The sequence below is a fragment of the Pseudoalteromonas sp. OF5H-5 genome (genome assembly GCF_021530695.1).
GTDB lineage: Bacteria > Pseudomonadota > Gammaproteobacteria > Enterobacterales > Alteromonadaceae > Pseudoalteromonas.
In genome coordinates this window covers 180,292-205,783 of the sequence record NZ_JAKGBF010000004.1, presented here as the reverse complement: position 1 = coordinate 205,783, position 25,492 = coordinate 180,292, and the positions used below count along the sequence as shown (strand labels likewise).

The following is a 25,492-nucleotide window of genomic DNA, read 5'->3' as shown; positions in this document are numbered from 1 at the left end:
AGTTGTATATGAGTAAAAAGTTACCACTCATTTCCCTAGTCGCCGCGTTCGTATCGAGTGTTACTTTAGCCTCAACAAGCACAGTCACTATTAAGGACTTGCCAGTTCTTAAACCTGAAGCGCAACACACCACGGCTAGTAAACGAGTGACTAACCTATTTACTCGGCAACACTACAAACGCTTCAGCTTTGATGACAGCTTATCGGATAAAATTTTCGATCGTTACGTAGAAGCCATCGACTTTAACAAGTCTTTGCTTTTGCAGTCGGATATCGATAGTTTTCAACAGTATCGTAAGCAATTTGATGATGCATTGATCTCAGGAAAACTGGGTTTTGCTTATGATATGTTTAACCTAAGCATGAAGCGTCGCTTTGAGCGCTATGATTTTGCCATTGGCTTACTCGACAAAGAAATGAACTTTGACAAAAAAGATGAGTTCATTTTTGATAGAGAAGAGCAAAATTACGCAACCGCGACAAGCGAGCTTGACGAATATTGGCGCCAGCGCGTTAAATCTGATGCGCTGCGCTTAAAATTGACTGGGAAAAATTGGGAAGAGATCAAAGAAGTCCTTACCAAGCGCTACAAGAATGCGCAAAAACGTCTAGTCCAAACGAATAGTGAAGATGCATTCCAAGTAATCATGAATGCGTTTGCACGCAGCATTGAAGCGCACACATCTTATCTTTCGCCACGCCGTGCCGAACAGTTCAAAATGGATATGGACTTAGAGCTGGAAGGTATTGGTGCGGTATTAAGTTACGATGAAGATTATACTGTGATCCGTAGTTTAGTCCCCGGAGGCCCTGCGGACAAAACCGAAAAGCTTAAGCCGGACGACAAAATCATCGGTGTAGCACAAGATAATAAAGAATTTGTAGATGTTATCGGCTGGCGTTTAGATGATGTGGTCGATCTCATCAAAGGCCCTAAGGGGACCAAGGTTAGACTTCAATACCTTAAAGGTACTGATAGTCACGGTACGCCAAAAGTCGTTGAAATTGTTCGTGACAAAGTAAAATTAGAAGACCGCGCAGTTAAGTCTTCAGTCTTTGAAGCCAAGTATTCTGAGCTACAAAGCAAAATAGGCGTGATAGAAATCCCAAGTTTCTACAATAATCTTTCTCAAGATGTAAAAACTGAAATCGCTAAACTTAAAGAAGCCAAAGTAGATGGGGTTATCATTGACCTTCGTCAAAATGGTGGTGGGTCGCTTTACGAAGCGACCCAGCTATCCGGTTTATTCTTTGACCAAGGTCCAGTTGTTCAGATCCATACCGCTTACAATCGTGTCGAAAGTCAACAAGATAGGGATGGCATTACCTTCTACGATGGGCCTTTGACTGTTTTAGTTGATCGCTACAGTGCATCGGCATCCGAGATTTTTGCTGCTGCGATGCAAGACTATGGCCGAGCAGTAGTGATTGGTGAGCAAACCTTTGGTAAAGGCACCGTGCAACAACATCGTGGCCTCGGTAAAAATTACGATTTATTCGAAAATCCTTTGGGAAGTGTAACCTACACGATTGCGAAGTTTTATCGTATCGACGGTGGCAGTACACAGCATAAAGGCGTGATCCCTGATATCTTGCTACCATCGGCAATCAATCCTGAAGAGTGGGGAGAGAGCCAAGAGGATAATGCGTTGCCTTGGGATAGTATCGTTCGTGCAAAATATGCGAGCCTCGATAATTTGTCGCCAACTATCCAATACTTGAGTAAGCGCCATGATGAGCGAGTAAAAGCAGAGCCAGAATTCGAATATATTTATAAAGATATTGAAGAATACAAAGCGCGCAAGGACGATAAGGCGATTTCATTAGTTGAAGCTGAGCGTATCAAAGAGCGTGAAGACCGCGATGATCTGGTATTAAAACGCACGAATGAAAGGCTGAAACGTCTCGGTTTAGAGCCAGTTAAAGATTTGGACGATGCACCAGAGGTTATTTCAGAATTAGACCCTTACCTTGAAGAGGCTGCGCTTATCACGCAGGACCTAATTTCATACGGGCGGGTAGCCAAAAACGAAGTTAAAAAATAAATAAAAGGCGCTTCAAGCGCCTTTTATTATGCCTTTTACACTTACTTTTACTTAACTAATTTTGTTATCATCTGCCAGATTTTCTAAGCTGATACTCTTTTGAGGCTTTTTGAGAATGGTGCGTGGCTCGACCACTGGCAACCTAGCTACTCAAAACGGCTCAAAACGGTATACTGCAAATAAAATAATTATAAGCATGGGTCGTCGTGCGTAGGAGTATTCCTTTTGAAACAACAAAAACAGCCGTCATTTATTGACGCCCTTATTCCGATCACATTGTTGGTCGCTTTGCTCGGTGCTGCGGTGTACCTCTATGGTGACAGCTCATCATCAGGTCCAAATCAAATAGCCCTACTTTTTGCAACATTCACTGCGGCGCTTGTCGGTCTAAAAAACGGTTTTACGTGGAAGACGCTTGAAGAAGCGATGATAAAAGGGATAACTATCTCTCTTGGTGCTATTATCATTTTATTGATGGTAGGTGCCTTAATCGGTACTTGGTTGCTGTCTGGAACAGTCCCAACACTGATATATTACGGACTACAAATTATCAATCCAAGTTGGTTTTATGCCGCGAGTTGTTTGATTTGTGGAATTGTGGCGATGAGTATAGGCAGCTCATGGACGACGGCCGCAACCATAGGTGTAGCGCTACTAGGTGTCGCGACGGGGCTTGGCTTAGATCAGGTCGTAACCGCGGGTGCAGTCATTTCAGGTGCTTATTTTGGCGATAAGTTAAGCCCATTATCTGAAACCACAAACTTAGCGCCTGCAGTTGCCGGTAGTGATTTATTTGATCATATTCAGCATATGCTTTGGACCACAGTACCTAGCTTTGTAATCGCACTTATTATATTTATTGTCATGGGCTTTAATGCTGAAGCGTCAAGTGAAGCGGGACGAATAGATGAAATTGTGTCGATACTACAAACTAACTTCAACATTAACCTGCTAATGCTAGTTCCTTTGCTGGTGCTGCTTGGGCTTGCTATCAAGAAGATGCCAGCTTTTCCGGCGATTTCAATCGGCGCGGTGATGGGGGCGATATGGGCAGTGCTATTCCAAGGAGACCTTATTGCAAGTCAAATTGATGCTAGCCAAGGTGAGTTAGTGGGCTATGTGAAATTGGTGTGGGCAACTTTCTTTGACGGTTTTGCGTTGCAAACAGGCGATGCAAAAATGGACGATTTGCTAAGTGGCGGTGGCATGTCATCAATGCTAACGACAACTTGGCTGGTGATGACGGCATTGATGTTTGGTGCCATTATGGAAAAAACTGGCTTACTTGATGTCTTCGTACGCAGCATTCTTAAAATTGCAAAAAGCACAGGCTCACTAATTGCCTCGACTATTGCAACTTGTATTGGTACAAATCTAGTTGCCGCGGATCAGTACATCGCGATTGTTGTTCCTGGTCGTATGTTCAAAGAAGAATACAAAAAGCGCGGTTTGAAGAGTGTAAACCTCTCACGTACGCTGGAAGATGGTGGCACAATCACCAGTCCACTGATCCCTTGGAACACCTGCGGCGCATATATGCAGAGTGTACTACTGATCAATCCGTTTGATTATGCCATGTACGCATTTTTTAACTTGATCAATCCTGTGCTGGCGGTCATCTACGCGTATCTTGGTATCAAGATCCTTAAGATTACGCCACCAACAGTAAACGCGGAAGAACCAAATGAGAAAGCAGGGCAAGCGTAAAATAGCGCATTTGCAATCTTGATCAGGCCTTTTCCAACAGGTCAAGTAGAAATTAAACGCCTATCCTTAGAATTGGCGATATCAAATTTGTTTTATCACTCGCCCCTTTTTGGGGCGTTTTTGTAAGGACTATATATGACTCAAAAACCACAAGCCAAATTTCTTAAAGATTACCTTGCACCAAGCCATACCGTTGATACGCTTTGCTTGACCTTTGAGTTAAGCCCAAGAAATACCTTAGTGACTGCTGTAAGTCAGTTTGTCGCTGTGAGCGATGCGACACAATTAATTTTGGATGGTGTCGACTTAGAGTTAGTATCTTGTCAGGTAAATGGTGAAGAGTGGCAAAGCCTTGAAAAATCTGACTCAGAATTGATTCTTTCTAACTTGCCAAAGGCCTTTGAGCTTAAAATTGTCACTAAAATTTCGCCGCAAACAAACACCTCACTTGAAGGCTTATACCTCTCTGATGGCGCTTATTGTACGCAATGTGAAGCGGAAGGTTTTAGAAAAATCACCTACTTTATGGATAGACCTGATGTACTGACGACATATACGGTGACGATCATCGGTGAGTCAAAGTATCGTTACTTATTATCAAATGGCAATAAAGTTGAAGAAGGAAGCTTAAGTGACGGCAGACATTTTGCAAAATGGCACGATCCGCACAAAAAGCCAAGCTACTTGTTTGCCTTGGTTGCTGGCGATTTTGATGTATTAGAAGACAACTACAGCACTAAGTCGGGTAGAGAGGTGAAGTTGGCGTTATTTGTCGATAAAGGCAATTTACATAAAGCTCCCCATGCTATGACGTCACTAAAAAAGGCCATGGAGTGGGATGAGTCAAGGTTTGATTTGGAATACGATCTCGATATATACATGATTGTCGCGGTTGATTTTTTCAATATGGGGGCAATGGAAAATAAAGGTCTGAATGTTTTTAACAGTGCCTGTGTGTTGGCAAGCCAAGAGACTGCGACAGACCGAGACTTTCACACCATTGAATCGATAGTTGGACATGAATACTTCCATAACTGGACTGGGAATCGGGTTACTTGCCGTGATTGGTTTCAGCTTAGTTTAAAAGAAGGCTTAACCGTATTTAGAGATCAGGAGTTTAGCAGCGATCTAGGTTCTCGAGGCCTAAACCGTATTGACGCGGTAATGGCGATGCGTACGCATCAGTTTGCAGAAGACGCGGGGCCAATGGCACATCCGATAAGGCCACAGCAAGTTATTGAAATGAATAACTTCTATACCGTAACTGTTTATAACAAAGGTGCTGAAGTGATCCGTATGATGCACACCTTATTGGGGGAAGCAAACTTCCAAAAAGGGATGAAGCTCTACTTTGAGCGTCATGACGGACAAGCTGTGACGTGCGATGATTTCGTTAATGCAATGATGGATGCTTCTGGTGTTGATTTAACGCAATTTAAACTATGGTACGAGCAATTCGGCACGCCAAGAGTAAAAGTGGCTACCGAGTATGACAAACAGGCACAAACATATGCAATTACGGTGAGCCAAAGCCATGCTGATTGCGACCCCGTAAAAGCGCCACTGCATATTCCTTTTAAGCTAGAGCTTTTGGATGAGCAAGGTGAAAGCATTCCGTTGCTAACAAAGCACGGAGAAATACAACGAGCGTTAGATATTACTGAATTTGAACAGCGGTTTGAGTTTGAGCAAGTTGTAAGTAAACCAGTTCCTGTATTACTAGAAGATTTCTCAGCACCTGTGCTTATGGAGTACAGCTATACTATTGATGAGTTACTACACATATTGCGTTTTGCACGTAGTGATTACGCTCGTTGGGAAGCAGTGCAGCAAATCTTTATGATTGAAGTTAAACGAGCGGTTACGTCAGACGACTTCGCACTGGATTCAAAAGTCCTCGGTGCATTGTCCTCATTGGTGGAAGCGTTAGATGGAGACCTTGCGCTACTGGCTGAGTTATTGACTTTACCAACGTTTGATACGTTAGCCAGTCAATTTGAAATTATCCCAGTAGACAAACTCGTTTCAATTTCTGATGCATTTGAAATGCAAATTGCGCAATCACTGCAATCGGTGTTTGAACACGCTTATTTATCTTTGCAAGACTCAGGCTCATTAGAAGCAAAGGATGTCGCGATCAGAGCCTTTAAAAATAAAGCGCTTTATTACTTAGCGAAAACAGATTCCGATAGTGTTGACAGCGCGCTAGATAATCAATTTTCTTCAAGCAATATGACCACTAAGTTGGCATCATTAAAAGCAGCCGTCGCCGCGCAGCACACAAAGATGGAAAGCTTGTTCAGTCAATTTGATAGTCAATGGCGTCACGATAGTCTAGTCATGGACAAATGGTTTGCATTAAGTGCAAGCTTATCCAACGACGAGGTGATATCGAATATAAATACGCTTTATGCGCATCCTTGTTTTGACAAAGGCAATCCTAACCGTGTTCGCGCATTGATAGGAAGCTTCGCAAGAACTAACCCTGCGCAATTCCATCGTACAGATGGTAAGGGCTATGCGTTATTGGGAGACCTATTAGTGGAGCTAAACAGTATCAATCCACAAAATGCGTCTCGTATGATCACGCCGTTCATGTCATGGAAGCGTTATGATGAAACGCGGCAACAGCTGATGCGGGCACAGTTGAGTCGTTTGGCTAACTTAGAAGGCTTAAGCGACGACTTATATGAGAAGGTAGAGAAGGCGCTAGCGCAGTAGATGAAAGAGTACTTCTTTTACATGGATTTGAGTTATGACAAGTGCCTCGGTTACTACTACGGGCACTATACTTCAGTGCAAGTGATTGAAGATGGGGGCAAGAGTATTCGCTTCCCCGCAGAGCGTATTCGCCCCTTTATTTCATCAATTGGGATCAGGGGGAGATTCCGTCTCATCTTGGATGATAGCAATAAGTTTCTATCGTTAGAAAAAGTCACTTAATCGAAGTAGAACTGCAAAACATATTTTATTTTTGTTAAATGAGTTTGTTATAAGCTTGAAATACGTGTTATAAATTATCTGGTAGGACGTCTTACCAAGAGTAAAATACGCCCCTAGAGGCGAAAAAGCGTTGATTTAGTGGAGCAGTATTTGTATTTTCGCGGTTTCGCTTCTATCGTTTAGACAACAAAAAACAATAACTCTAAGAGCTTAAGCTCTAGACATGACCCGCCAAAAGGGGGAGAAATAATGATAAAAAGATCGCTCTTTGTGAAAAACAAAATCATGCTCGGTCTTAGTGCGGCAGTAATGGGAGCTGCCGCCACGTCAGTACACGCGGCCAGTTTTGAGGTTGGTGATTTCGAAATTACCTTCGACTCGACTTTTTCTTATGGTCAAAGCATTCGCGTTGAAGATCGTAACTTTGATTTCATCGGTAAAAGTAATCATCCACAGTTTAACTGGGATGGTTATAAAGCAACCACTGGCAATACCATCTATTCTTCGTCACAGATCTGGTCACAACAGGGTGCCTATTCAAATAATGGTGATGCTGGTAACCTAAATTTTGACTCTGGAGATACTTTCTCTCAGTTGTTAAAAGGTACCCATGATTTAGCAATTACCAAAGATAACTATGGTTTGTTCACTCGTTTCATGTATTTCTACGACTTTGCGATGGAAGATGGGGATTTTGCGTATAGCAACCCTGTTTCAGGCAAAAAAGTTGACCCGTGTGAAGACGACGATACCAGAAAACAAGTCTGTTCGGATTTACGCTTGCTAGATGCATTTGTTTGGGCGGATTTTGACCTCAATGATGGCAAAAACCCGCTCTCCGTGCGTTTAGGTCAGCAAGTCGTTAACTGGGGTGAAAGTACGCTTATTTCCCACGGCATTAACGTCAACCCAGTGGATATTGACCGTTTGAAAGCGCCTGGCTCGGAAGTAAAAGAAGCCTTTATCCCTGTCGGTATGCTTTGGGCGTCGATTGGTTTGTCTGAAAACGTTAACCTCGAAGGCTTTTATCAGTATCAATGGCATGAAACCAGATTGCCAGCAACAGGTAGTTACTTCTCAACCAATGATTTTGCATCTGAAAACGGTTATATGCAAAACGTTCAGCTTGGTTTTACCTCAAACCCTGATATTGATCTGTATCACCTAACGGATGCATTAAACAGCTTATATGCTGATGCAACGGCCGCATTGGTTGCTCAAGGTGTAGTACCAACAGCACAAGCAGTTGGCAGCGCTGCAGCGTCCATGTATATGGCTTATCCGACTAAAGTGGCGCTTAAAGGAAAAGGGAATAACGGTAAGAGCGAACCTGATGATGGTGGTCAGTACGGTTTACGCTTAGGTATTTTCTCTCCAGAGCTAAACGACACTGAATTTGGTTTGTATTACATTAATTACCACAGCCGTAGACCTCTGATTTCTGGTAAAGCTTCTAACTTTACAGAGCAAGCGATCATGGCTGATTTAGCTTACATCGCACAAAATCAAATTACCGCAGACAATGTCACTAACTTAAATGCCTTTACTCAAGCGCAAATTACCTACCCAGAAGACATCAAACTGTATGGTTTAAGTTTTAATACCGCGATCGGTGAAACCGCATTTGCTGGTGAAGTGGCATATAGACAAGATGAGCCACTACAGATAGATGACGTTGAACTACTTTACGCAGGTATGGTTGAGCAGTTAGCCGCTGCGGGTCTGCGTGATGATTTGGCTGGTTTATCTCAGCTTAGTCAAGGGGACGATATCGCTTTTGTGGGTCCTGGTGAAGTGGCGCAAGGTTATATCTTGCGAGACACTATTCAAGCACAGTTTACAGCTACACATTTGTTCGGCCCATCGCTCGGTGCAGATAGTTGGGCTGTGGTTGGTGAAGTAGGCGCAGTTACTATTAAAGACATGCCAGAGTACGATGAGCTTCGTTTGAATGTTTCTGGTACTGGCCGAAGTGGCACGATTGAGGGGCTTTCTGGCCGAGATTACAATCTTATCCACCAAGCGGTTTCAAATGGTCCAGAGACCAATCCATTCCCATCGGCTTCTGCATGGGGCTATCGCCTTATTGCAAAGGGTGAGTATAACAACCTATTCAGTGGTGTGAATTTTTCTCCACGCGTAGTGTTCTCACATGATGTTAACGGTATCACCCCTGATCCTATGTTCTTGTTCATTGAGGATCGTAAATCGCTGGGCATTAATCTTAACTTTAACTACCTAAATTCGTGGTCATTTGATTTTGGCTATAACACGTTTTGGGGTGGTGGTAAGACGAATACCTTTGCGGACCGTGATTTCATCTCATTCAACATTAAGTATTCAATTTAAGGGCTTTCGATATGTTTAGAAAACCTACATTTATCGCAGCAACAATAATTACAATGCTGTCTGCCAGCAGCGCTATGGCTAAGATGAGCGCTGACGAAGTTGCACGTTTAGGTAAAGACCTGACGCCTATCGGTGCAGAGAAAGCGGGTAATGCTGATGGCAGTATTCCTGCTTGGAATGGTGGGATCACCGCGCCTCCAGCTGGTTATGAAGTGGGCATGCACCATCCAGATCCGTTTGCTGATGACAAAGTATTGTTCACAATTGATAAATCGAATTTAGATAAATACAAGTCATTGTTAAGCCCTGGTCAAATTGCGCTATTTGAAACGTATCCAGAAACGTTCAAAATGAACATTTACCCAACTAGACGCAGCGCGTCTTATCCGCAGTTTGTGTATGATGCAACAAAGAAATACGCATCTACAGCAGAGCTGATAGAAGGTGGTAACGGCATTAAAAATACCGCTATCGGTATTCCATTTCCGGTGCCAAAAGATGGCTTAGAAGCTATCTGGAACCACCTATTGCGTTTCCGTGGCTTGTCGATTGCACGTTTCGGCGGTCAAGCGATGCCAACGGAGTCAGGTGCTTACAACATTATCGGTTTCGATGAGCAATTATTGGTTAAGTACTCTGCAACAGATGCAACCCCTGAAGCGTTGCAAGAGTCAAATATCCTGTTTAAGTTTAAGCAGCAAGTGACAGAACCCGCACGTCTTGCTGGAACTGCATTGCTTGTACATGAAACAATGGACCAAATTTTGACACCTCGTCAGGCTTGGACATATAACGCTGGCCAGCGTCGTGTAAGACGTGCGCCAAACGTTGCATATGATGCACCAGGAACTGCGTCAGATAGCTTACGTACAACAGATGACTTTGATATGTTTAACGGCTCTCCAAACCGTTATGATTGGAAACTTGTTGGCAAAAAAGAGATGTATATCCCTTACAACAGTTACAAACTACATAGCGACAAGCTGAAGTATGATGATATCTTGATGGCCGGTCATATTAACCCAGAACACGTACGTTACGAAAAGCACCGCGTATGGGTAGTTGAAGCTAACCTGAAAGAAGGTACTCGCCATATTTACAAAAAGCGTGTGTTCTATATTGATGAAGATAGCTGGCAAATCCACGTAACGGATATCTATGATAACCGTGACCAGATGTATCGCGTTGCGATGGCACATGGCCTTAATTACTACGAAGTGCCGACGCATTGGAGTACGTTGGATGTCTATCATGATCTAAACTCTCGTCGCTACCTTGCGATTGGGTTAGATAACGAAGAAGACATGTATGACTTCAGTCAGTCTTTCAACGATAACGAGTTTACTCAGGGTGCGCTGCGCCGTGAGGGTCGCCGTTAATCAAATATTATCAGGCTGAAGCAACCTCGCTTCAGCCTTCTTCCTCCTTTCCTCTCACAACTCGAGTGTTTTCTCATGATGAAGAAGTTAGTAGCAGCCTCGATTTTAACTATGGCGCATGTAGCAGTAGCCGAAAGTAGTGATCAGATTTCTGCAAAATCAGCCCTGATGGTCGCTCACCCAGAGCAAACGCTTTTCACGGATATTACAGATAACGGTGATGCGTTAATTGCGGTAGGTAAACACGGCACAATAATTATTAAACAAGAAGGGCAAAACTGGACGCAGGCAGAGGTGCCAATTCAATCACTGTTAACCTCTGTGACATTCAAAGGCAAAGATATTGGTTGGGCTTGTGGCCACGACGCTAGCATAATTAAAACCACAGATGGTGGCAAAACATGGGCGCTAAAACAATATCTACCAACATTGGAAAAGCCTTGTCTTGATATTGAGTTTATTGACCAACAACACGGCTTTGCTGTGGGCGCTTATGGCATGTTTTTTGAAACCACTGATGGTGGTGAGTCTTGGACAAAACGTTTTATCAGTGAATTTGTTCACCCCGATGATGTTGACTACTTAGCCGATTTAAAAGAGCAAGACCCCGCGGCATACGAACAAGAAACGGCGTTTATTCTTCCCCATTTTAATCGCCTGTTGATCGCCGAAGGCATGATGTACCTTGCCGGTGAAATGGGACTTGTGGCACAAAGTGATGACTTAGGAAAAACATGGCAAAAATTTGAGCCTTTTTATCGCGGTTCATTTTTTGCTGTTGATCAAACCTCAGATAAGCAACTTATTGTTGCGGGCCTTAGGGGTAACGCATTTATTGGCAATGCACAGCAAGTAGTTCAACTTGATACTCAAAAAACGGCGACAATAAATAGTATTGCCCACAAAGATAATGTGACCTATATGTTTGCTAACAGCGGCGTAATATTCACGTTGAGAGCAGGTAAGCTAACCTCAAAACAACTAAAAACCGGCCACTCTATTTTAGCAGGTGTGGTTAAAAAGAATCAGCTAATTCTAGCTACGGAGCAGGGGATTGCTGAGGTAGAGGTGAACAACTAATGCAAGCGTTTTTAAATCAATTGGTATACGCCATCTTTAGGCATCGTATTACCGTCGTGTCTTTTTTCGTACTGACGACGATATTTTTGAGCTTCAAAGCCACGCAAATTCAGCTCGATGCTTCATTTAACAAAAATATTCCACTAAATCATGAATACATGAAAGTTTACTTGAAGCACGAAAAACAGTTTGGTGGTGCAAATAGTATTCTTATTTCTGTTTGTGATAAAGATGGTGACATCTTTAATGAGCCATTTTTCACTCAGCTAAAAGCGGTGCATGATCAGCTCTATTTTATCCCAGGTGTTAATCGTCCACTGGTGAATTCAATCTTTGCACCCAGTGCGAGATTCGTTGAGGTGGTAGAGGACGGCTTTGCCGGTGGACCTATTATTCCGGCTAATTTTCAACCTACTGAACAAGGCCTAGCGGTTGTAAAGCAGAACATTGAAAAAGCAAAAGTTGTGGGTCGTATGGTTGCGAGCGATTATTCTTGTGCCATGGTAACCGCTCAGCTAATGGAAACCGATCCGCAAACTCAAGAAAAGCTTGATACCTTAGCCTTTGCGCAAAAATTAGAGTCTGAGATCCGAGCGCCTCTTAGCACTGACAAAGTGAGCATACATATTATTGGCTTTGCGAAAATGGCCGGTGACATTGCTGATGGTGCGAAAGGTGTAGTGCTTTTCTTTGCGTTAGCAATTGCTTTTACTTTTATTATGGTCTGGATGTTCTGTAAGAGCTTTAAGCTTACGCTGCTTCCGATTGTTTGTTCATTTATTGCTGTGATTTGGCAGATGGGCTTACTCAGTACTTTGGGTTTTGGTGTTGACCCTATGTCTATTTTGGTGCCTTTCTTAGTCTTCGCTATTGGCGTGAGTCACGGTGTGCAAATGATCAACGCGATAGGTAAAAAAGTAGCGGAAGGGGTAAGCTGCAAAGTGGCTGCTGAAGCGAGCTTTAAAGCATTACTTATCCCTGGTGGCATTGCTCTACTTTCAGACACCGTTGGCTTCTTAACCTTACTGGCAATCGACATCGGCATTATTCGCGAACTTGCTATTACTGCCAGTTTAGGGGTTGCAGTTATTATCTTTACCAACTTGGTACTGCTTCCTGTAATGGCATCGTTCTTTGAGTCTGCAAATATTAAGCGACTTGGTGATGGTAAAAACGCCAGCCATGGTATGTTTGAGGCAATGCGAGAGGCCTTGGTGAAAACCACAGACAAAAAAGTGGCCAGAGTGATTTTACTTATCAGTGCAGTACTATTCGCGTTTGGCTACTGGCAATCTGAAAAAATGCGTATTGGTGATTTACATGCTGGTGCACCGGCGCTACATGAAGATGCCAGATACAACCAAGACACTTTCCTTATCTCAGACCGTTATGCAATTTCTTCTGATATCTTAAAGGTCATTGTCGAAGCGACACCTGCGGCTTGTACCGAGCACGATACAATGGAGCGTATTAGTCGTTTCCAATGGCGAGTAGAAAACTTACCGAGTGTACAATCGGCTGTTTCTTTAAGCTCCGTTGCACAAGCGGTTAATGCTGGGTACAACGAAGGTAACTTAAAGTGGCAGACGTTACCAAGAAATACCGCTTCTCTAGTTCAAGCTACCTCTCGAGTAGAGACAAGCTCAGGGCTACTTAACGGTGATTGTTCGGTGATGCCTATTATCATCTTTATGGCAGATCATAAGGCCGAATCTATCGACCATGTGATTGCGAAGATAAAAGCGTTCTCAGAAGAAGAGGGAACTGATGACGTTGCCTTTAAATTAGCATCAGGTCCAATCGGTGTGATGGCGGCAACAAATGAATCCGTTTCCGAGGCGCAGGTTCCTATGATGATCTATGTGTACGGCGCGGTGATCCTGTTGTGCCTAGCGAGCTTTAGGAGCGTGCGAGCGACTATCGCAGTGGTACTACCTTTATATGTGGTATCAACGCTGGCTCAGGCGCTTATGGTGCAGCTTGAAATCGGGTTAACAGTATCGACGTTACCAGTAATTGCTTTGGGTGTGGGAATAGGTGTCGATTATGGCATTTATATTCTATCCTCTATGATGGGACAGCTTAAGCAAGGTATGCCGTTGTCGGTCGCCTATCGAAATGCACTTGCTGAACGAGGCAGTGCGGTACTGTTTACGGGTATCACATTGGCGATTGGCGTAAGCACATGGATTTTCTCTGCGCTTAAGTTCCAGGTTGATATGGGTATCCTTTTAACCTTCATGTTCTTGGTAAATATGCTGGGTGCTGTGCTGCTTTTACCGGCAATTGGAACGCTCATCTGGTCTGACCAGAAAAAATAATGTGAATAATTGTGCTCCTTTTTATTTGGTATTGGCGATTTATATCTATTTTTTGTGAATAGATGAGCAAACAGCTGAAAAGCTTGAAATGTTTTCGTCAAAAAGGCTGTTTATTAGCGTCAGAAAGGTTAGAATTTACCTGACTCCACGCTAATAAATGGCTGTACAAATAATCTACCGTTCAAAGGTGGTATAGATTAAGGAACACATAATGACACAAAATGAAGGCACAGCTTCTGTTATCCTAGATAACGTCTGCAAGCTTATCCATAAAAAAGTCCATGCTGACAAAGTGTCACTTGTCGAAACGTTTGCCAAAACCTTGTACAGCAACATGTCTAAAGAGGATTTGGCACATCGTAACGACAGTGACTTATACGGCGCAGCATTGAGCCTTTGGAATGCCCTTGATAAAAACAAGTCTGACGATGCCGTCATTCGCGTTTTTAATCCTGAGGTTGCAAAGGATGGATGGCAATCATCGCATACGATTGTCGAGATAATCGCTAAAGATATGCCGTTTTTGGTTGATTCAGTGCGCATGGCGATGAATCGCAAAAACATAGTCTCTCACCTATTACTTCATTCTCCACTTAAGTTACAAAGAAATGATGCAGGTGCAATCACCGCAGTTTCTAACTTAAAAGCAGAACAAGAATCTACGTCTACTAAGACCGTATTCTTTATCGAAATCGACAGGCAAACAGATGATTCGGTGATCGCTGATTTTACAGCTGAGCTTGAATCTGTCTTAAATGATGTTTCTGTTGCGGTTGCTGATTGGCTACCAATTCGCGATAAATTGGTGAGCGTAAGTAAAGAGCTGCCGACCCGTCATTATAGTTGTTCAAAAGAAGAAGTTGCTGAAGCCGTCGAGTTTTTAGACTGGCTGGTTAGCGACAACTTTACCTTTATGGGCTATCGCCAATATGATTTGACTCCAGTTCAAGGTGACTATGAGCTGAAGCCAGTTGAAGGCACAAGTCTCGGCCTGATGAAGAACTCTGGTGACGATCACAGCCGTTTATTGTCTGAACTGCCTGAAGTTGCGCGCAAAGAGGCACGCAGTAACAACTTGTTGATCTTAACCAAGACAAATTCACTTTCACGCGTTCATAGACCAGCGTATATCGACTATGTTGGGATCAAGCGTTTTGATGATGAAGGTAACGTGATTGGTGAAGACCGTTTCATTGGCTTGTTCTCTTCTAGCTTCTACAACAACAGTGCGGTAGATGTTCCGGTACTTAAGAGTAAAATTAACCGTATCATGGAGCAATGTGACTTTGCTAAAGGCACACATGCATACAAGGCGGTACTCAATATTCTTGAAACCTATCCTCGTGATGAGTTAGTACAGGCTCGCGAAAGCGAGCTACTTGAAGTGGCAATGGGCGTTTTACAAACTCAAGAGCGTGACATGTGTCGCTTATTTGTGCGTAAGGATGTGTATGGTCGTTTCTTCTCTTGTATGGTTTATGTGCCAAGAGAGAGATACAACACAGCGTTACGCCGTGAAACTCAACAACTGCTAGGCCGTGCATTTAAGTCTAGCGACAAAGTAGAGTTCACCACCTTTTTCTCTGAATCAACACTAGCGCGTACGCATTACATCGTGCGTGTTGATGACAACAACATAGATTACAACGTGAAAGAAATCGAAAATAACTTGGTAGAAGCCGCTCGTACTTGGGAAGACAAGCTACAATCTGCACTTCTTGAAAGAACGGGTGAGTCTCGTGGTAACGAGTTAAACCGTAAATATACGAATGCCTTCCAGTCTGCTTATAAAGACCAAGTGTTGCCGAGTGCAGCAGTAGTAGACATCGAAAAGCTAGAGCAACTAAACGAAGATAACAAACTTGAGATGCTGTTCTACAGACCTCAAGAAGAAGCAACATCGCAGCTTGTTCGTTTGAGTCTGTTCCATAAAGCAGAGCCAATTCACCTATCAGACGTGATGCCAATGCTTGAGAACTTTGGCCTACGTGTTATTGGTGAAACACCATATGCTGTGAAGACGACTGATGGTCAAGTAAACTGGATCATGGATTTCTCTATGCTTATCGACAGCAAAGGGATCACAGATTTTGACAAAGTATCAGCACGTTTCCGTGCGGCATTGACCAATGTGTGGAATAACCGCCTAGAAAACGATGGTTTCAACCGTTTAGTGTTATTAGGTGGTCTAACTGGTCGTGAAGCATCTATCTTACGCGCATATGCAAAATACATGCGCCAAATTGGTGTGACGTTCTCGCAATCTTACATCGAAAATACATTTGACCGTTACCCGCACATTGCAGCGATGATCGTTGATCTATTCGTGAAGAAGTTCGCACCGAAGAAAGTTGCCACTGAAAAGGCGCTTCAGAAGGTTGTTGATGCAATCTACCTTGAGCTTGAAAACGTAGCGAATCTAGATGATGACCGTATCATTCGTTTGTACGTTGATATGATCAATGCAACGCTGCGTACTAACTTCTATCAAAAAGAAGCTGATGGCACGAATAAGTCGTATACGTCATTCAAGATCCAGCCAAGCGCAGTGCCAGATATGCCATTGCCATTACCAGCGTTTGAAATCTTCGTATACTCTCCACGCGTAGAAGGTGTTCACCTACGTGGCGGTAAAGTGGCTCGTGGTGGTCTACGTTGGTCAGACCGTCGTGAAGATTTCCGCACAGAAGTACTTGGCCTGGTTAAAGCACAGCAGGTTAAGAATACAGTTATCGTACCTGTGGGCTCTAAAGGCGGTTTTGTTTGTAAACAACTTCCAACTGAACGTGAAGCGTTTTTCAAAGAAGGCCAAGAGTGTTACAAGATCTTCATCCGTGGTCTATTAGACATCACAGATAACATCGTACATGGTGACATTGTGCCGCCAGTGGATGTTGTACGTCACGACGAAGACGACCCATACCTAGTTGTTGCAGCGGACAAAGGGACTGCGACTTTCTCTGATATCGCAAATGGTATCGCTGAATCATATAACTTCTGGCTTGGTGACGCTTTCGCGTCAGGTGGTTCAATTGGTTACGACCACAAGAAGATGGGTATTACTGCTAAGGGCGCTTGGGAATCGGTTAAGCGTCACTTCCGTGAAATGGACATTGACTGTCAGACAACTGATTTTACTGCAGTTGGTATTGGTGACATGGGTGGTGACGTATTTGGTAACGGGATGCTGCTATCTAAGCACATTCGCTTACAAGCGGCATTCAACCACATGCACATCTTTATCGATCCAAACCCAGATGCAGCAAGCTCGTATGTAGAGCGTGAGCGTCTATTTAATCTGCCACGCTCAAGCTGGGAAGATTATAATAAGGATCTGATCTCTGAGGGCGGTGGTATTTTCTCTCGTGCAGCGAAAGCAATTACGCTAAGCGCTGAAATGAAGAAAATGATAGGCACTAAGAAGTCGAGCATGACACCAAACGAGTTGATCAAAGCATTATTGAAGATGCCAGTTGATTTACTGTGGAATGGTGGTATTGGTACTTACATCAAGTCTAAATCTGAAACTGACGCTGAAGTAGGCGACCGTGCAAACGACGCGCTACGTATCAACGGTGGTGAGCTTGGTGCGAAGATATTTGGTGAAGGTGGTAACTTAGGTGCTACTCAGCTGGGTCGTATCGAATTTGCTTCAAACGGCGGTCGTATCAACACTGACTTTATCGACAACGTAGGTGGTGTTGCCTGTTCGGATAATGAAGTTAATATCAAGATCCTACTTAACGGCCTAGTTGCTGAAGGTGAATTGACGAATAAGCAGCGTAACGAATTACTGTATTCAATGACAGATGAAGTATCAGAATTGGTACTGAAAGATTGTTACCGTCAAACGCACACGCTTTCGGTTACTAAGTCTAAAGGTCCAGCGACGCTGAAAGAGAAAGTACGCTTTATCCATGCACTTGAAAAAGAAGGCAAGTTAAATCGTGCAATCGAATTCTTACCAACTGATGAAGAGCTAGCAGAGCGTGCGGCGGCAGGTAAAGACCTAACACGTCCTGAGCTATCTGTACTGGTTTCTTACTCTAAGATGGTATTAAAAGAGACATTAGTTGTTGATGAGATCTCAGAAAATCCATACTACCGTCAGTTGCTAGTGAACTCGTTCCCAGCACCGCTGCGCGAGCGCTTCAATGCTGCGATGGATAATCACCCGCTACGTAAAGAGATCATTGCAACGAAACTTGCAAACAATATCGTTAACGATATGGGTCTAAACTTCATGGTTCGTATGCACGAAGAGACAGGTGCAACGGATGCAGAAATTGCGGTTTGCTACTCAATTGCAAGTGCAATCTTTGAAATGAAGGAAACGTGGTCAGCGATTTCTGCGCTAGATAATAAGATCCCAGCGGCAGTTCAAACGGAAATGCTATATCAATTACGTCGTACAGTTCGCCGTGCAACGCGTTGGTTCTTGCGTCACCGTGACAAGTCTCAAACTATCGAGCAAACCATCGCGTTCTTTGCACCAACATTTAAAGATTTAAGTGCAAATCTACACAACTACATGGTTGCAAATGAAAGCGAGCAGATCGTTGATAAAGCACGTGACCTTGAATCTCAAGGTGTACCAGCTGAAATTGCACTGCGTATCGTATCGCTTTCAAGCTTGTTCTCGGTCATGGACTTAGCGGAAGTTGCACATAGCTCAGGTCGTAAGATCGGTGTTGTGTCTAATACCTACTTCACGCTCGGTGCAAACATGGGTCTACATTGGTTCCTTGACCAAATCACGGCTCAACCTGTTGCAAACCATTGGCAGGCGCTTGCTCGAGCTTCATATCGTGAAGAGCTTGATTGGCAACAGCGTTCATTGTCAGAGGTTGTGTTAAACAGCTTTGCTGGTGATGACAGTGATATCAATGAACAGATTGAACAGTGGATGGATAAGCAAGCTGGCTTACTACACCGTTGGCAGCAAATGCTAACTGAGTTTAAGACGTCGCAAAGCCATGACTTTGCTAAGTTCTCAGTTGCACTTCGTGAGCTAATGTTACTAAGCCACAACTGCGATACTTCCAAATAATCTAGAAATCGCTACAATACCCCAGCTTTGACTGGGGTATTTTTTTTGTCTAATGCCATTGGCATAATCCATTTAGCTAAAGTTACGCTTGGGTAATTTTAGCTAAGTTGATTACGTTACCAATACTGAGGAGCTACCATGTTTTACGATCTTGCGCGTCGTTTTATGTTTAATAAAGATGCGGAGTGGGCACACGATTTTGCCCTAAGCAACCTGCGCCGCTTTGCGAATACGCCAATGAGCCTTGCATGGTCTCAATCAGTTCAAGACAAACCTGTTAATTTTCTTGGGTTAGAGTTTAAAAATCCAGTCGGGTTGGCCGCCGGTCTTGATAAAAATGCTGAGTGTATCGAAGCATTTGCGCAAATGGGTTTTGGTTTCATTGAAGTAGGGACTGTCACGCCGAGACCACAAGCGGGCAACGACAAGCCTCGGATCTTTCGTCTACCCGAAGCAAATGCGATTATTAACCGCATGGGATTCAATAACAAGGGCGTTGATTACCTAGTCAACAATGTAAAAGCAGCAAAATACGATGGGATCCTTGGGATCAACATTGGTAAAAATAAAGATACACCGAATGAGCAAGGTAAAGATGACTACATTCACTGTATGAGAAAAGTATTTGAGCAAGCCTCATATATCACTGTGAATATCTCTTCACCAAATACACCGGGTCTTAGAGATCTACAATATGGCGAGGCGCTGGACGATCTATTGCAAAGCCTGAAAAATGAACAGATGGATCTGATCGCCAAGCATAACAAGTCGGTGCCTATGTTGGTAAAGATCGCACCAGATGTTGATGGCGTTCAATTAACTCAGATAGCAGAATCATTAGTTAATAATCGTATCGATGGTGTTATTGCAACTAATACAACATTAGCCCGTGATGCGGTAGAAAACCTAGAGCACGGTAATGAAGCAGGCGGTTTGTCTGGTAGACCTGTTCGTGAAAAATCGACGCATGTTGTCAGCGAATTGAAGCGTATTACCGACGGTAAGCTACCAATCATCGGTGTAGGTGGTATTGACAGTGCGGAATCTGCAAAAGAGAAATTTTCAGCTGGTGCAGATTTAGTACAAGTCTACACAGGCTTTATATATGAAGGTCCAGCGCTTGTTAAAAAGATCGTTTCGTCCTTATAAGGATCGGTCATATAACTAAATGATCCAAAACAAAACGTTATTATAAAAAATTTCATCATTGCGTTTTTCGCGTTATACTCCCACTTACTAGTTGAGCTAATTGGTTGGTGGGAGAGAAGTTTTGCAAGCTTCAAAAGAGTGGCAATGGATCCGCTGCACAGAAAGGAACAGGTTGTTAATTGATTTGGGTGACGAGCTTCAGCTTTGCACGCCTTTTCGGTTGCGCCACCTTACTGAGGACTCAACCGCTAATCCCAATTTTAGTCTCAGCGAAGCTGAATTTTATCAGAGTGTATTTTCCTACCTTTGCGGGTTTGGCGTTTGGAATGAGCCCAGATGCTGCCAAATCGCTTTAAATGCAACTGCGGCAAAGTTTCATCTGCAACCGATGCAAGCAAAAAGCTGGTTTTTTAAGCCATATTTTGGTGGTGAACCTGTGAGTGAGGCGGTTGTGTGTTTAAATTCCAAGTTAAGCCGCGGCGAGTTTCTAATTATCGAGCATGATGGTCAGTCAAGTCTTTGTTTAAGCTTGAATGAGCAATTTATTCTTGATGAGGGAATAGAGCTTGAACAATTTCAAGCGATAAAAGTACTGAACGATCGGTTAGCGCCTCTTGTGTTAACACACCGAGTTCATCAAAGCGCATAGCCAATTTCATCCCATCGTTTTATTGACCAGGAATTATTTCCTGTATTAATCTGTACCTAATTTGAGTTGTTTGCTGATCTAGGGAACAGAATGCGCTGCCTCTGCGATAAAACATTAAAACTAACTTATGCCGACGCTGAAGGACATTGCGGTTATCAATGTCAGTCATGCGGTGCCATTTGGCTGCCGCGCAAATTTATTGATTCCATTAAACATACTTATCATTTTAGTTATACCGATTTTATTGCAAAGCGGTCGTTGGTTGAGCGTGACGCTTTACAATTATGCCCTGATGATGGTCATACACTTAAAGACTATACGCTCTTTGAAGCTAGTTTTAGTGAGTGCGGGTGCTGTGGTGGCGTGTGGTTTGAAAAAGGGGAGCTCCATAACTTACTGCAAAATTACCAAAGCAAGAACTCGAACATAAGCGCGCTAGATAAGTTAGATTTTCTGAACTTGCTAAATTTTTAACGTAATTTATCCCCATACAACCAAGCTCAACTAATAACTAACGATAACTTGTGTGTTATACTGCGCCCAGTTGAAATTTAAGGGTATTCAAATTGCAATTTATCGCATTGACATCTATTGGTGTAGAGCAGTTACTGGTTGAAGAATTAACCGAGTTTGGTTTTGAAATAAACAAGCAAACCGTTGGTTCAGTTAAGTTCACAGGCGCTAATCTAGACGTACAAAAGTTCTGTATGATGACACGATTTGCAACGCGCGTGATGTTGCTAATCGATGACAAACCAGAAGTGAATGACAAAGATTCTCTCTACAAGTTTGTTCGTTTTCAGGCATGGCAAGATTGGTTTAGCCCAAAGCAGACCTTTGCAGTAGAGTTTAATGGTACGAATAATGCGCTTAAAAATACGCAATTCTCTGGTCTGGTGGTTAAGGATGGGATCGTTGACTACTTCAATGACCTGTTTGAACAACGTCCAGATGTTGACAAACAGACACCTGACATTCGCATCATAGCGAAATTATCTAAGCAAGGCTGTGCGCTATATATCGATTTCTCGGGGCCTCGCTTATCTGATAGAGGTTATCGTGACAAACAAGGTAAAGCGCCAATTCGTGAACATTTAGCGGCAGCGCTGGTTAAACGTAGCGGCTGGCTTGAAGATACTAATAAGCCGCTTTTTGACCCCTGCTGTGGTTCTGGCACGTTATTAATTGAAGCGGCATCTATGGCGCTTGGCTTACCTACTAACCTTAATAAAGATTTTGCCTTTAAACGCTTGCCGAGTTTTCGTGAAAGTAAGTTCACCGAGCTTAAAGCACAATTAAAGGTACAACCAGAGCACAAGAGCTTATGGCTGATCGGTAGTGATATCGATGAACGTGTGCTGTCAATTGCTGAGCGTAATGCCAAGCGCGCAGGCGTTGAGTCACATATTAAGTTTAAGTTTGAAGATGCCAATCACCTTAGCCTTGCTGCTAAACGTCCTGGCACTGTGCTGAGTAACTTGCCTTATGGCGAACGTCTAGGTGGTATGGCTGAAATTATTACGCTATATCGCAATATGGGTATCGCCTTTAAAAAGCACTATAAAGACTGGAATTTGGCGTTACTTGCGAGTGAAGAAAGCCTATTAAAAGTGCTAAAACTAGCGCGTAAAAAGTCTTATAAATTCAAAAATGGCCCGCTCGATGTGCTGCTTAACTTGTATGAAATGAATGAAATGCAGGTACAGCAAAATAAACAGAGCAGTGGGCTTAATTTTGAAGGCTCGACTGCGTTTGGCAACCGCTTGAAGAAAAATCTACAAGGCTTAAAATCTTGGCTGAAAAAAGAAGACGTTAATGCATATCGTGTTTATGACGCGGATATCCCTGAGTACAATGTTGCGGTTGATGTATATAACGACAACGCAGTCATCTTTGAATACAAAGCGCCAAAAGAAATTGACGATAGCGTTGCACAAAAACGTTTGCAAGACGTGATCACACTGACCGCCGAGCAGCTTAATATCGACCCGCTAAACATCGCGGTAAAAGTAAGAAAGCGCCAAAAAGGTCAAGAACAATACAAAGCCCTAGACAAGCAAAACCGTACTGAGGTAGTAGAAGAGTACGGTGCTAAGTTTAAGGTTAACCTATTTGATTATCTCGATACTGGTCTATTCCTTGACCACCGTTTAGCCCGCAAGTTTATTCAGCAACATTCGAAAGATAAACGCGTGTTGAATCTATTTGCATACACAGGTAGTGCTTCTGTGCACGCTGCAGTTGGCGGTGCTAAGTCTGTTACCACAGTAGATATGTCAAAGACCTATCTAAAATGGGCTGAGGAAAACTTTGAGCTAAATGGTTTGAAGAATCCACGTTTCAGATTTGAGCAAGCGGATTGCTTAAAATGGCTTGAAAGAGCAGTTGGTCAATATGATTTGATATTCTTAGACCCACCAACATTCTCTAACTCTAAACGTATGTCTGACGCATTTGATGTACAAAGAGATCATTTAAAACTATTTGGTTGGGTAAAGAAGATATTAGCACCGAACGGTGTACTACTGTTTTCTAACAACAAACGCGGATTTAAAATCGATGAAATGGGACTTGCGGCACTTGGCCTAACCGCTGAGGAATACTCATCGCAAACCTTGTCTTTGGATTTTAAGCGTAACAAACAAATTCACAACAGCTGGTTGATCCGTCATGATTAAATGTACTTTATTTCACACCGATGGTTGTCATCTTTGTGAAGAAGCATTGGCGATGTTAATTCAATTTTTGCCTGAAGCCGAAATTGAACTCGTTGATATCGTCGATAGTAAAGAGACGATGACGGAATATCAATATAGAATTCCAGTGATTAAAAAAGGCGAGACAGGTCAGGAACTTGGCTGGCCTTTTACTCAACAACAACTACAAGAATTTATAGAATAATATGGATCTCATTCGAATTGCTAAAGCCCAACTAGCTTTTGGTTCACACCCTATACTTGACCAAGCTGATGCCGTTATTGAATCAGGCGAGCGCGTTTGTATTGTGGGCCGAAATGGTGCCGGTAAATCAACGTTACTGAAAGTACTTGATGATCAAGTTCAACTTGATGATGGTGAAATCAACCGTGTTGGTGGATTAAAAGTTTCAAGGCTAGAACAAGACCCACCAAAGGGCGCAAATGGGTCGGTCTTTGATTATGTTGCAAACGGTTTACCTGATGTTGCTGAGCTACTCATTGAATTTCATGAAGTCAGTGAAAAACTACAAACCAGCCAGTCAGATAAACTGATGACCTCGCTTGAGCGCCTGACTCAGCGATTGGAAAGCGAAGATGCGTGGCGTTTTGAGTCACGGATCAAGCAAGTGCTTAGCCAGTTGCAATTAGATGCGAATATGCGCCTAGAAGAACTTTCAGGTGGCTGGCTACGCAAAGTTGCACTGGCCAAAGCCTTGGTGAGTGACCCAGATTTACTGTTACTCGACGAGCCGACTAACCACCTTGATATGCAAAGTGTCATCTGGCTTGAGCAGTTCCTGAAAGAGTTTAAAGGGGGGATCGTGTTTATCTCTCACGACCGTGCCTTTATTCGCGCAATGGCGACCCGAATTTTAGATTTAGACCGTGGCAAGTTGGTTTCATACCCTGGAGATTATGCGCAATATCTAGAACAAAAAGCTCATGATTTAAAAGTGGAAGAGCAACAGAATGCCTTGTTTGATAAAAAGCTTGCCGAAGAAGAAACTTGGATAAGGCAAGGGATCAAGGCCCGCCGAACCCGTAACGAAGGGCGTGTGCGAGCACTAAAAGCGCTTCGTGTTGAGCGCAAGCAACGCATCGAGCAACAAGGTAAGACAGACTTCAACATCGAGACGGCGGATCGTTCCGGTAAGCTGGTCTTTGAAGCGAAACATTTAGACAAAGCATTCCAAGAAAAATGCATTGTAAAGGACTTTTCAACGCTGGTGATGCGTGGCGATCGTATTGGCTTGGTCGGTCCTAATGGAGCAGGTAAAACTACGCTGTTAAAAATGCTTTTTGGTGACATTAAACCTGACGCAGGCAGCGTAAAACAAGGCGTGAACCTGGAAGTTGCGTACTTCGACCAATACCGTGAAAAATTGGATGAAGAAGCAACTGTGCAGGATAATGTCGCAGAAGGTAAGCAAGAAGTAATGATGGGCGGCCGCTCACGTCATGTGCTTGGCTATCTGCAGGACTTTTTATTTCCGCCTGCGAGAGCTCGAACCCCTGTAAAGGCATTATCAGGCGGTGAAAAAAACCGCTTATTGCTTGCAAAGCTCTTCCTTAAGCCTTCAAATATTATTGTGCTGGACGAGCCGACCAATGACTTGGATATTGAGACGCTTGAGTTACTTGAAGAAATCTTAAACCAATACCAAGGCACGGTGTTAGTCGTCAGCCACGACCGAGAGTTTATCGATAATACCTGCGGCAGTGTCTGGGCGTTCGAAGGCGAGGGCTTGGTGACAGAAATTGTTGGCGGTTATAGTGATTTTGAACTGTACCAGCAAAGACGAGAGCAGCAGAAGAAAGAGGCACAAAAGGTTCATCAAGAAAAACAGCAACAAGCCGAGACTAAAAAAGCAGCTGCACCAGCTCGTTCAAATAAGCTGAGTTACAAATTAAAACTTGAATTAGAGTCGCTGCCCAGTAAAGTAGAGGAACTTGAAGAGGCTGTGAATAAACAACAAGCGCTGGTCAGCGATCCAGACTTCTTTAAACAAGATCAAGAAACGACCCACAAGGCATTGAACCATTTGACTGAGCTAGAGTCGAAGCTGGAAGCCGCGTTTGAACGCTGGGAAGAACTAGAAGCATTACAGAATCAGCAGTAAG

Annotated in this window: 15 protein-coding genes; all 15 read left to right on the top strand. The window is 43.3% G+C overall.

What is annotated here, in order from left to right; genetic code table 11:
• Nucleotides 1–8 precede the first annotated feature (8 nt).
• The 15 genes from prc (at nt 9) to uup (ending at nt 25,491) form a co-directional block, all read left to right on the top strand.
• A complete protein-coding gene (gene prc / locus L1271_RS07625; protein ID WP_102056710.1) occupies nt 9–2,045 on the top strand; it encodes a carboxy terminal-processing peptidase in 2,037 nt (678 codons plus the stop codon).
• Between the two features lie 225 nt (nt 2,046–2,270).
• Nucleotides 2,271–3,752 carry a Na+/H+ antiporter NhaC gene (gene nhaC, locus L1271_RS07620; protein WP_010371552.1) on the top strand — a complete coding sequence of 494 codons (1,482 nt, stop codon included), beginning with the start codon at nt 2,271–2,273 and terminating at the stop codon, nt 3,750–3,752.
• A 135-nt stretch (nt 3,753–3,887) separates the two neighbouring features.
• Nucleotides 3,888–6,473, top strand: coding sequence for an aminopeptidase N (pepN, locus tag L1271_RS07615; protein WP_235367490.1), 2,586 nt, complete (start codon nt 3,888–3,890; stop codon nt 6,471–6,473).
• Complete coding sequence (locus L1271_RS07610) at nt 6,474–6,695, top strand: DUF2835 domain-containing protein (RefSeq protein WP_010604628.1); 222 nt, start codon at nt 6,474–6,476, stop codon at nt 6,693–6,695.
• Between the two features lie 249 nt (nt 6,696–6,944).
• A complete protein-coding gene (locus L1271_RS07605) occupies nt 6,945–9,044 on the top strand; it encodes a DUF1302 domain-containing protein (RefSeq protein ID WP_010604629.1) in 2,100 nt (699 codons plus the stop codon).
• Between the two features lie 11 nt (nt 9,045–9,055).
• The gene (locus L1271_RS07600) at nt 9,056–10,423 is read left to right on the top strand and encodes a DUF1329 domain-containing protein (RefSeq protein ID WP_017218691.1); all 1,368 of its coding nucleotides are present in this window, start codon (nt 9,056–9,058) and stop codon (nt 10,421–10,423) included.
• A gap of 78 nt (nt 10,424–10,501) precedes the next feature.
• Entirely contained in the window at nt 10,502–11,503 is a 1,002-nt protein-coding gene (locus L1271_RS07595; protein ID WP_235367576.1) for a WD40/YVTN/BNR-like repeat-containing protein, read from the top strand.
• The gene (locus tag L1271_RS07590) at nt 11,503–13,824 is read left to right on the top strand and encodes an efflux RND transporter permease subunit (RefSeq protein WP_235367489.1); all 2,322 of its coding nucleotides are present in this window, start codon (nt 11,503–11,505) and stop codon (nt 13,822–13,824) included. Before L1271_RS07595 ends, L1271_RS07590 begins: the two co-directional genes overlap by 1 nt.
• A gap of 211 nt (nt 13,825–14,035) precedes the next feature.
• Nucleotides 14,036–18,874, top strand: coding sequence for an NAD-glutamate dehydrogenase (locus L1271_RS07585; RefSeq protein WP_235367488.1), 4,839 nt, complete (start codon nt 14,036–14,038; stop codon nt 18,872–18,874).
• Nucleotides 18,875–19,012: 138 nt separating this feature from the next.
• Entirely contained in the window at nt 19,013–20,023 is a 1,011-nt protein-coding gene (gene pyrD / locus L1271_RS07580; RefSeq protein ID WP_235367487.1) for a quinone-dependent dihydroorotate dehydrogenase, read from the top strand.
• A 121-nt stretch (nt 20,024–20,144) separates the two neighbouring features.
• The gene (locus L1271_RS07575; RefSeq protein ID WP_081489945.1) at nt 20,145–20,672 is read left to right on the top strand and encodes a cell division protein ZapC domain-containing protein; all 528 of its coding nucleotides are present in this window, start codon (nt 20,145–20,147) and stop codon (nt 20,670–20,672) included.
• A gap of 90 nt (nt 20,673–20,762) precedes the next feature.
• Nucleotides 20,763–21,146, top strand: a complete 384-nt coding sequence (locus tag L1271_RS07570) for a zf-TFIIB domain-containing protein (protein ID WP_235367486.1) — start codon at nt 20,763–20,765, stop codon at nt 21,144–21,146.
• Nucleotides 21,147–21,238: 92 nt separating this feature from the next.
• The gene (gene rlmKL / locus L1271_RS07565; protein WP_235367485.1) at nt 21,239–23,350 is read left to right on the top strand and encodes a bifunctional 23S rRNA (guanine(2069)-N(7))-methyltransferase RlmK/23S rRNA (guanine(2445)-N(2))-methyltransferase RlmL; all 2,112 of its coding nucleotides are present in this window, start codon (nt 21,239–21,241) and stop codon (nt 23,348–23,350) included.
• Nucleotides 23,343–23,573: a glutaredoxin family protein gene (locus L1271_RS07560; RefSeq protein WP_010604639.1), complete on the top strand. Its 231-nt coding sequence runs from the start codon at nt 23,343–23,345 to the stop codon at nt 23,571–23,573. The genes rlmKL and L1271_RS07560 overlap by 8 nt, the downstream gene beginning before the upstream one ends.
• Before the next feature lies 1 nt (nt 23,574).
• The gene (gene uup / locus L1271_RS07555; RefSeq protein ID WP_010371512.1) at nt 23,575–25,491 is read left to right on the top strand and encodes an ATP-binding cassette ATPase Uup; all 1,917 of its coding nucleotides are present in this window, start codon (nt 23,575–23,577) and stop codon (nt 25,489–25,491) included.
• Nucleotide 25,492: the final 1 nt, after the last annotated feature.

What these genes read in the sequence shown, in the direction of transcription:
- prc (WP_102056710.1), top strand. Translation starts at nt 9, where the DNA reads ATGAGTAAAAAGTTACCACTCATTTCCCTAGTCGCCGCGTTCGTATCG.
- pepN (WP_235367490.1), top strand. Translation starts at nt 3,888, where the DNA reads ATGACTCAAAAACCACAAGCCAAATTTCTTAAAGATTACCTTGCACCA.
- L1271_RS07610 (WP_010604628.1), top strand. Translation starts at nt 6,474, where the DNA reads ATGAAAGAGTACTTCTTTTACATGGATTTGAGTTATGACAAGTGCCTC.
- L1271_RS07605 (WP_010604629.1), top strand. Translation starts at nt 6,945, where the DNA reads ATGATAAAAAGATCGCTCTTTGTGAAAAACAAAATCATGCTCGGTCTT.
- L1271_RS07600 (WP_017218691.1), top strand. Translation starts at nt 9,056, where the DNA reads ATGTTTAGAAAACCTACATTTATCGCAGCAACAATAATTACAATGCTG.
- L1271_RS07595 (WP_235367576.1), top strand. Translation starts at nt 10,502, where the DNA reads ATGAAGAAGTTAGTAGCAGCCTCGATTTTAACTATGGCGCATGTAGCA.
- L1271_RS07590 (WP_235367489.1), top strand. Translation starts at nt 11,503, where the DNA reads ATGCAAGCGTTTTTAAATCAATTGGTATACGCCATCTTTAGGCATCGT.
- L1271_RS07585 (WP_235367488.1), top strand. Translation starts at nt 14,036, where the DNA reads ATGACACAAAATGAAGGCACAGCTTCTGTTATCCTAGATAACGTCTGC.
- pyrD (WP_235367487.1), top strand. Translation starts at nt 19,013, where the DNA reads ATGTTTTACGATCTTGCGCGTCGTTTTATGTTTAATAAAGATGCGGAG.
- L1271_RS07570 (WP_235367486.1), top strand. Translation starts at nt 20,763, where the DNA reads ATGCGCTGCCTCTGCGATAAAACATTAAAACTAACTTATGCCGACGCT.
- L1271_RS07560 (WP_010604639.1), top strand. Translation starts at nt 23,343, where the DNA reads ATGATTAAATGTACTTTATTTCACACCGATGGTTGTCATCTTTGTGAA.
- uup (WP_010371512.1), top strand. Translation starts at nt 23,575, where the DNA reads ATGGATCTCATTCGAATTGCTAAAGCCCAACTAGCTTTTGGTTCACAC.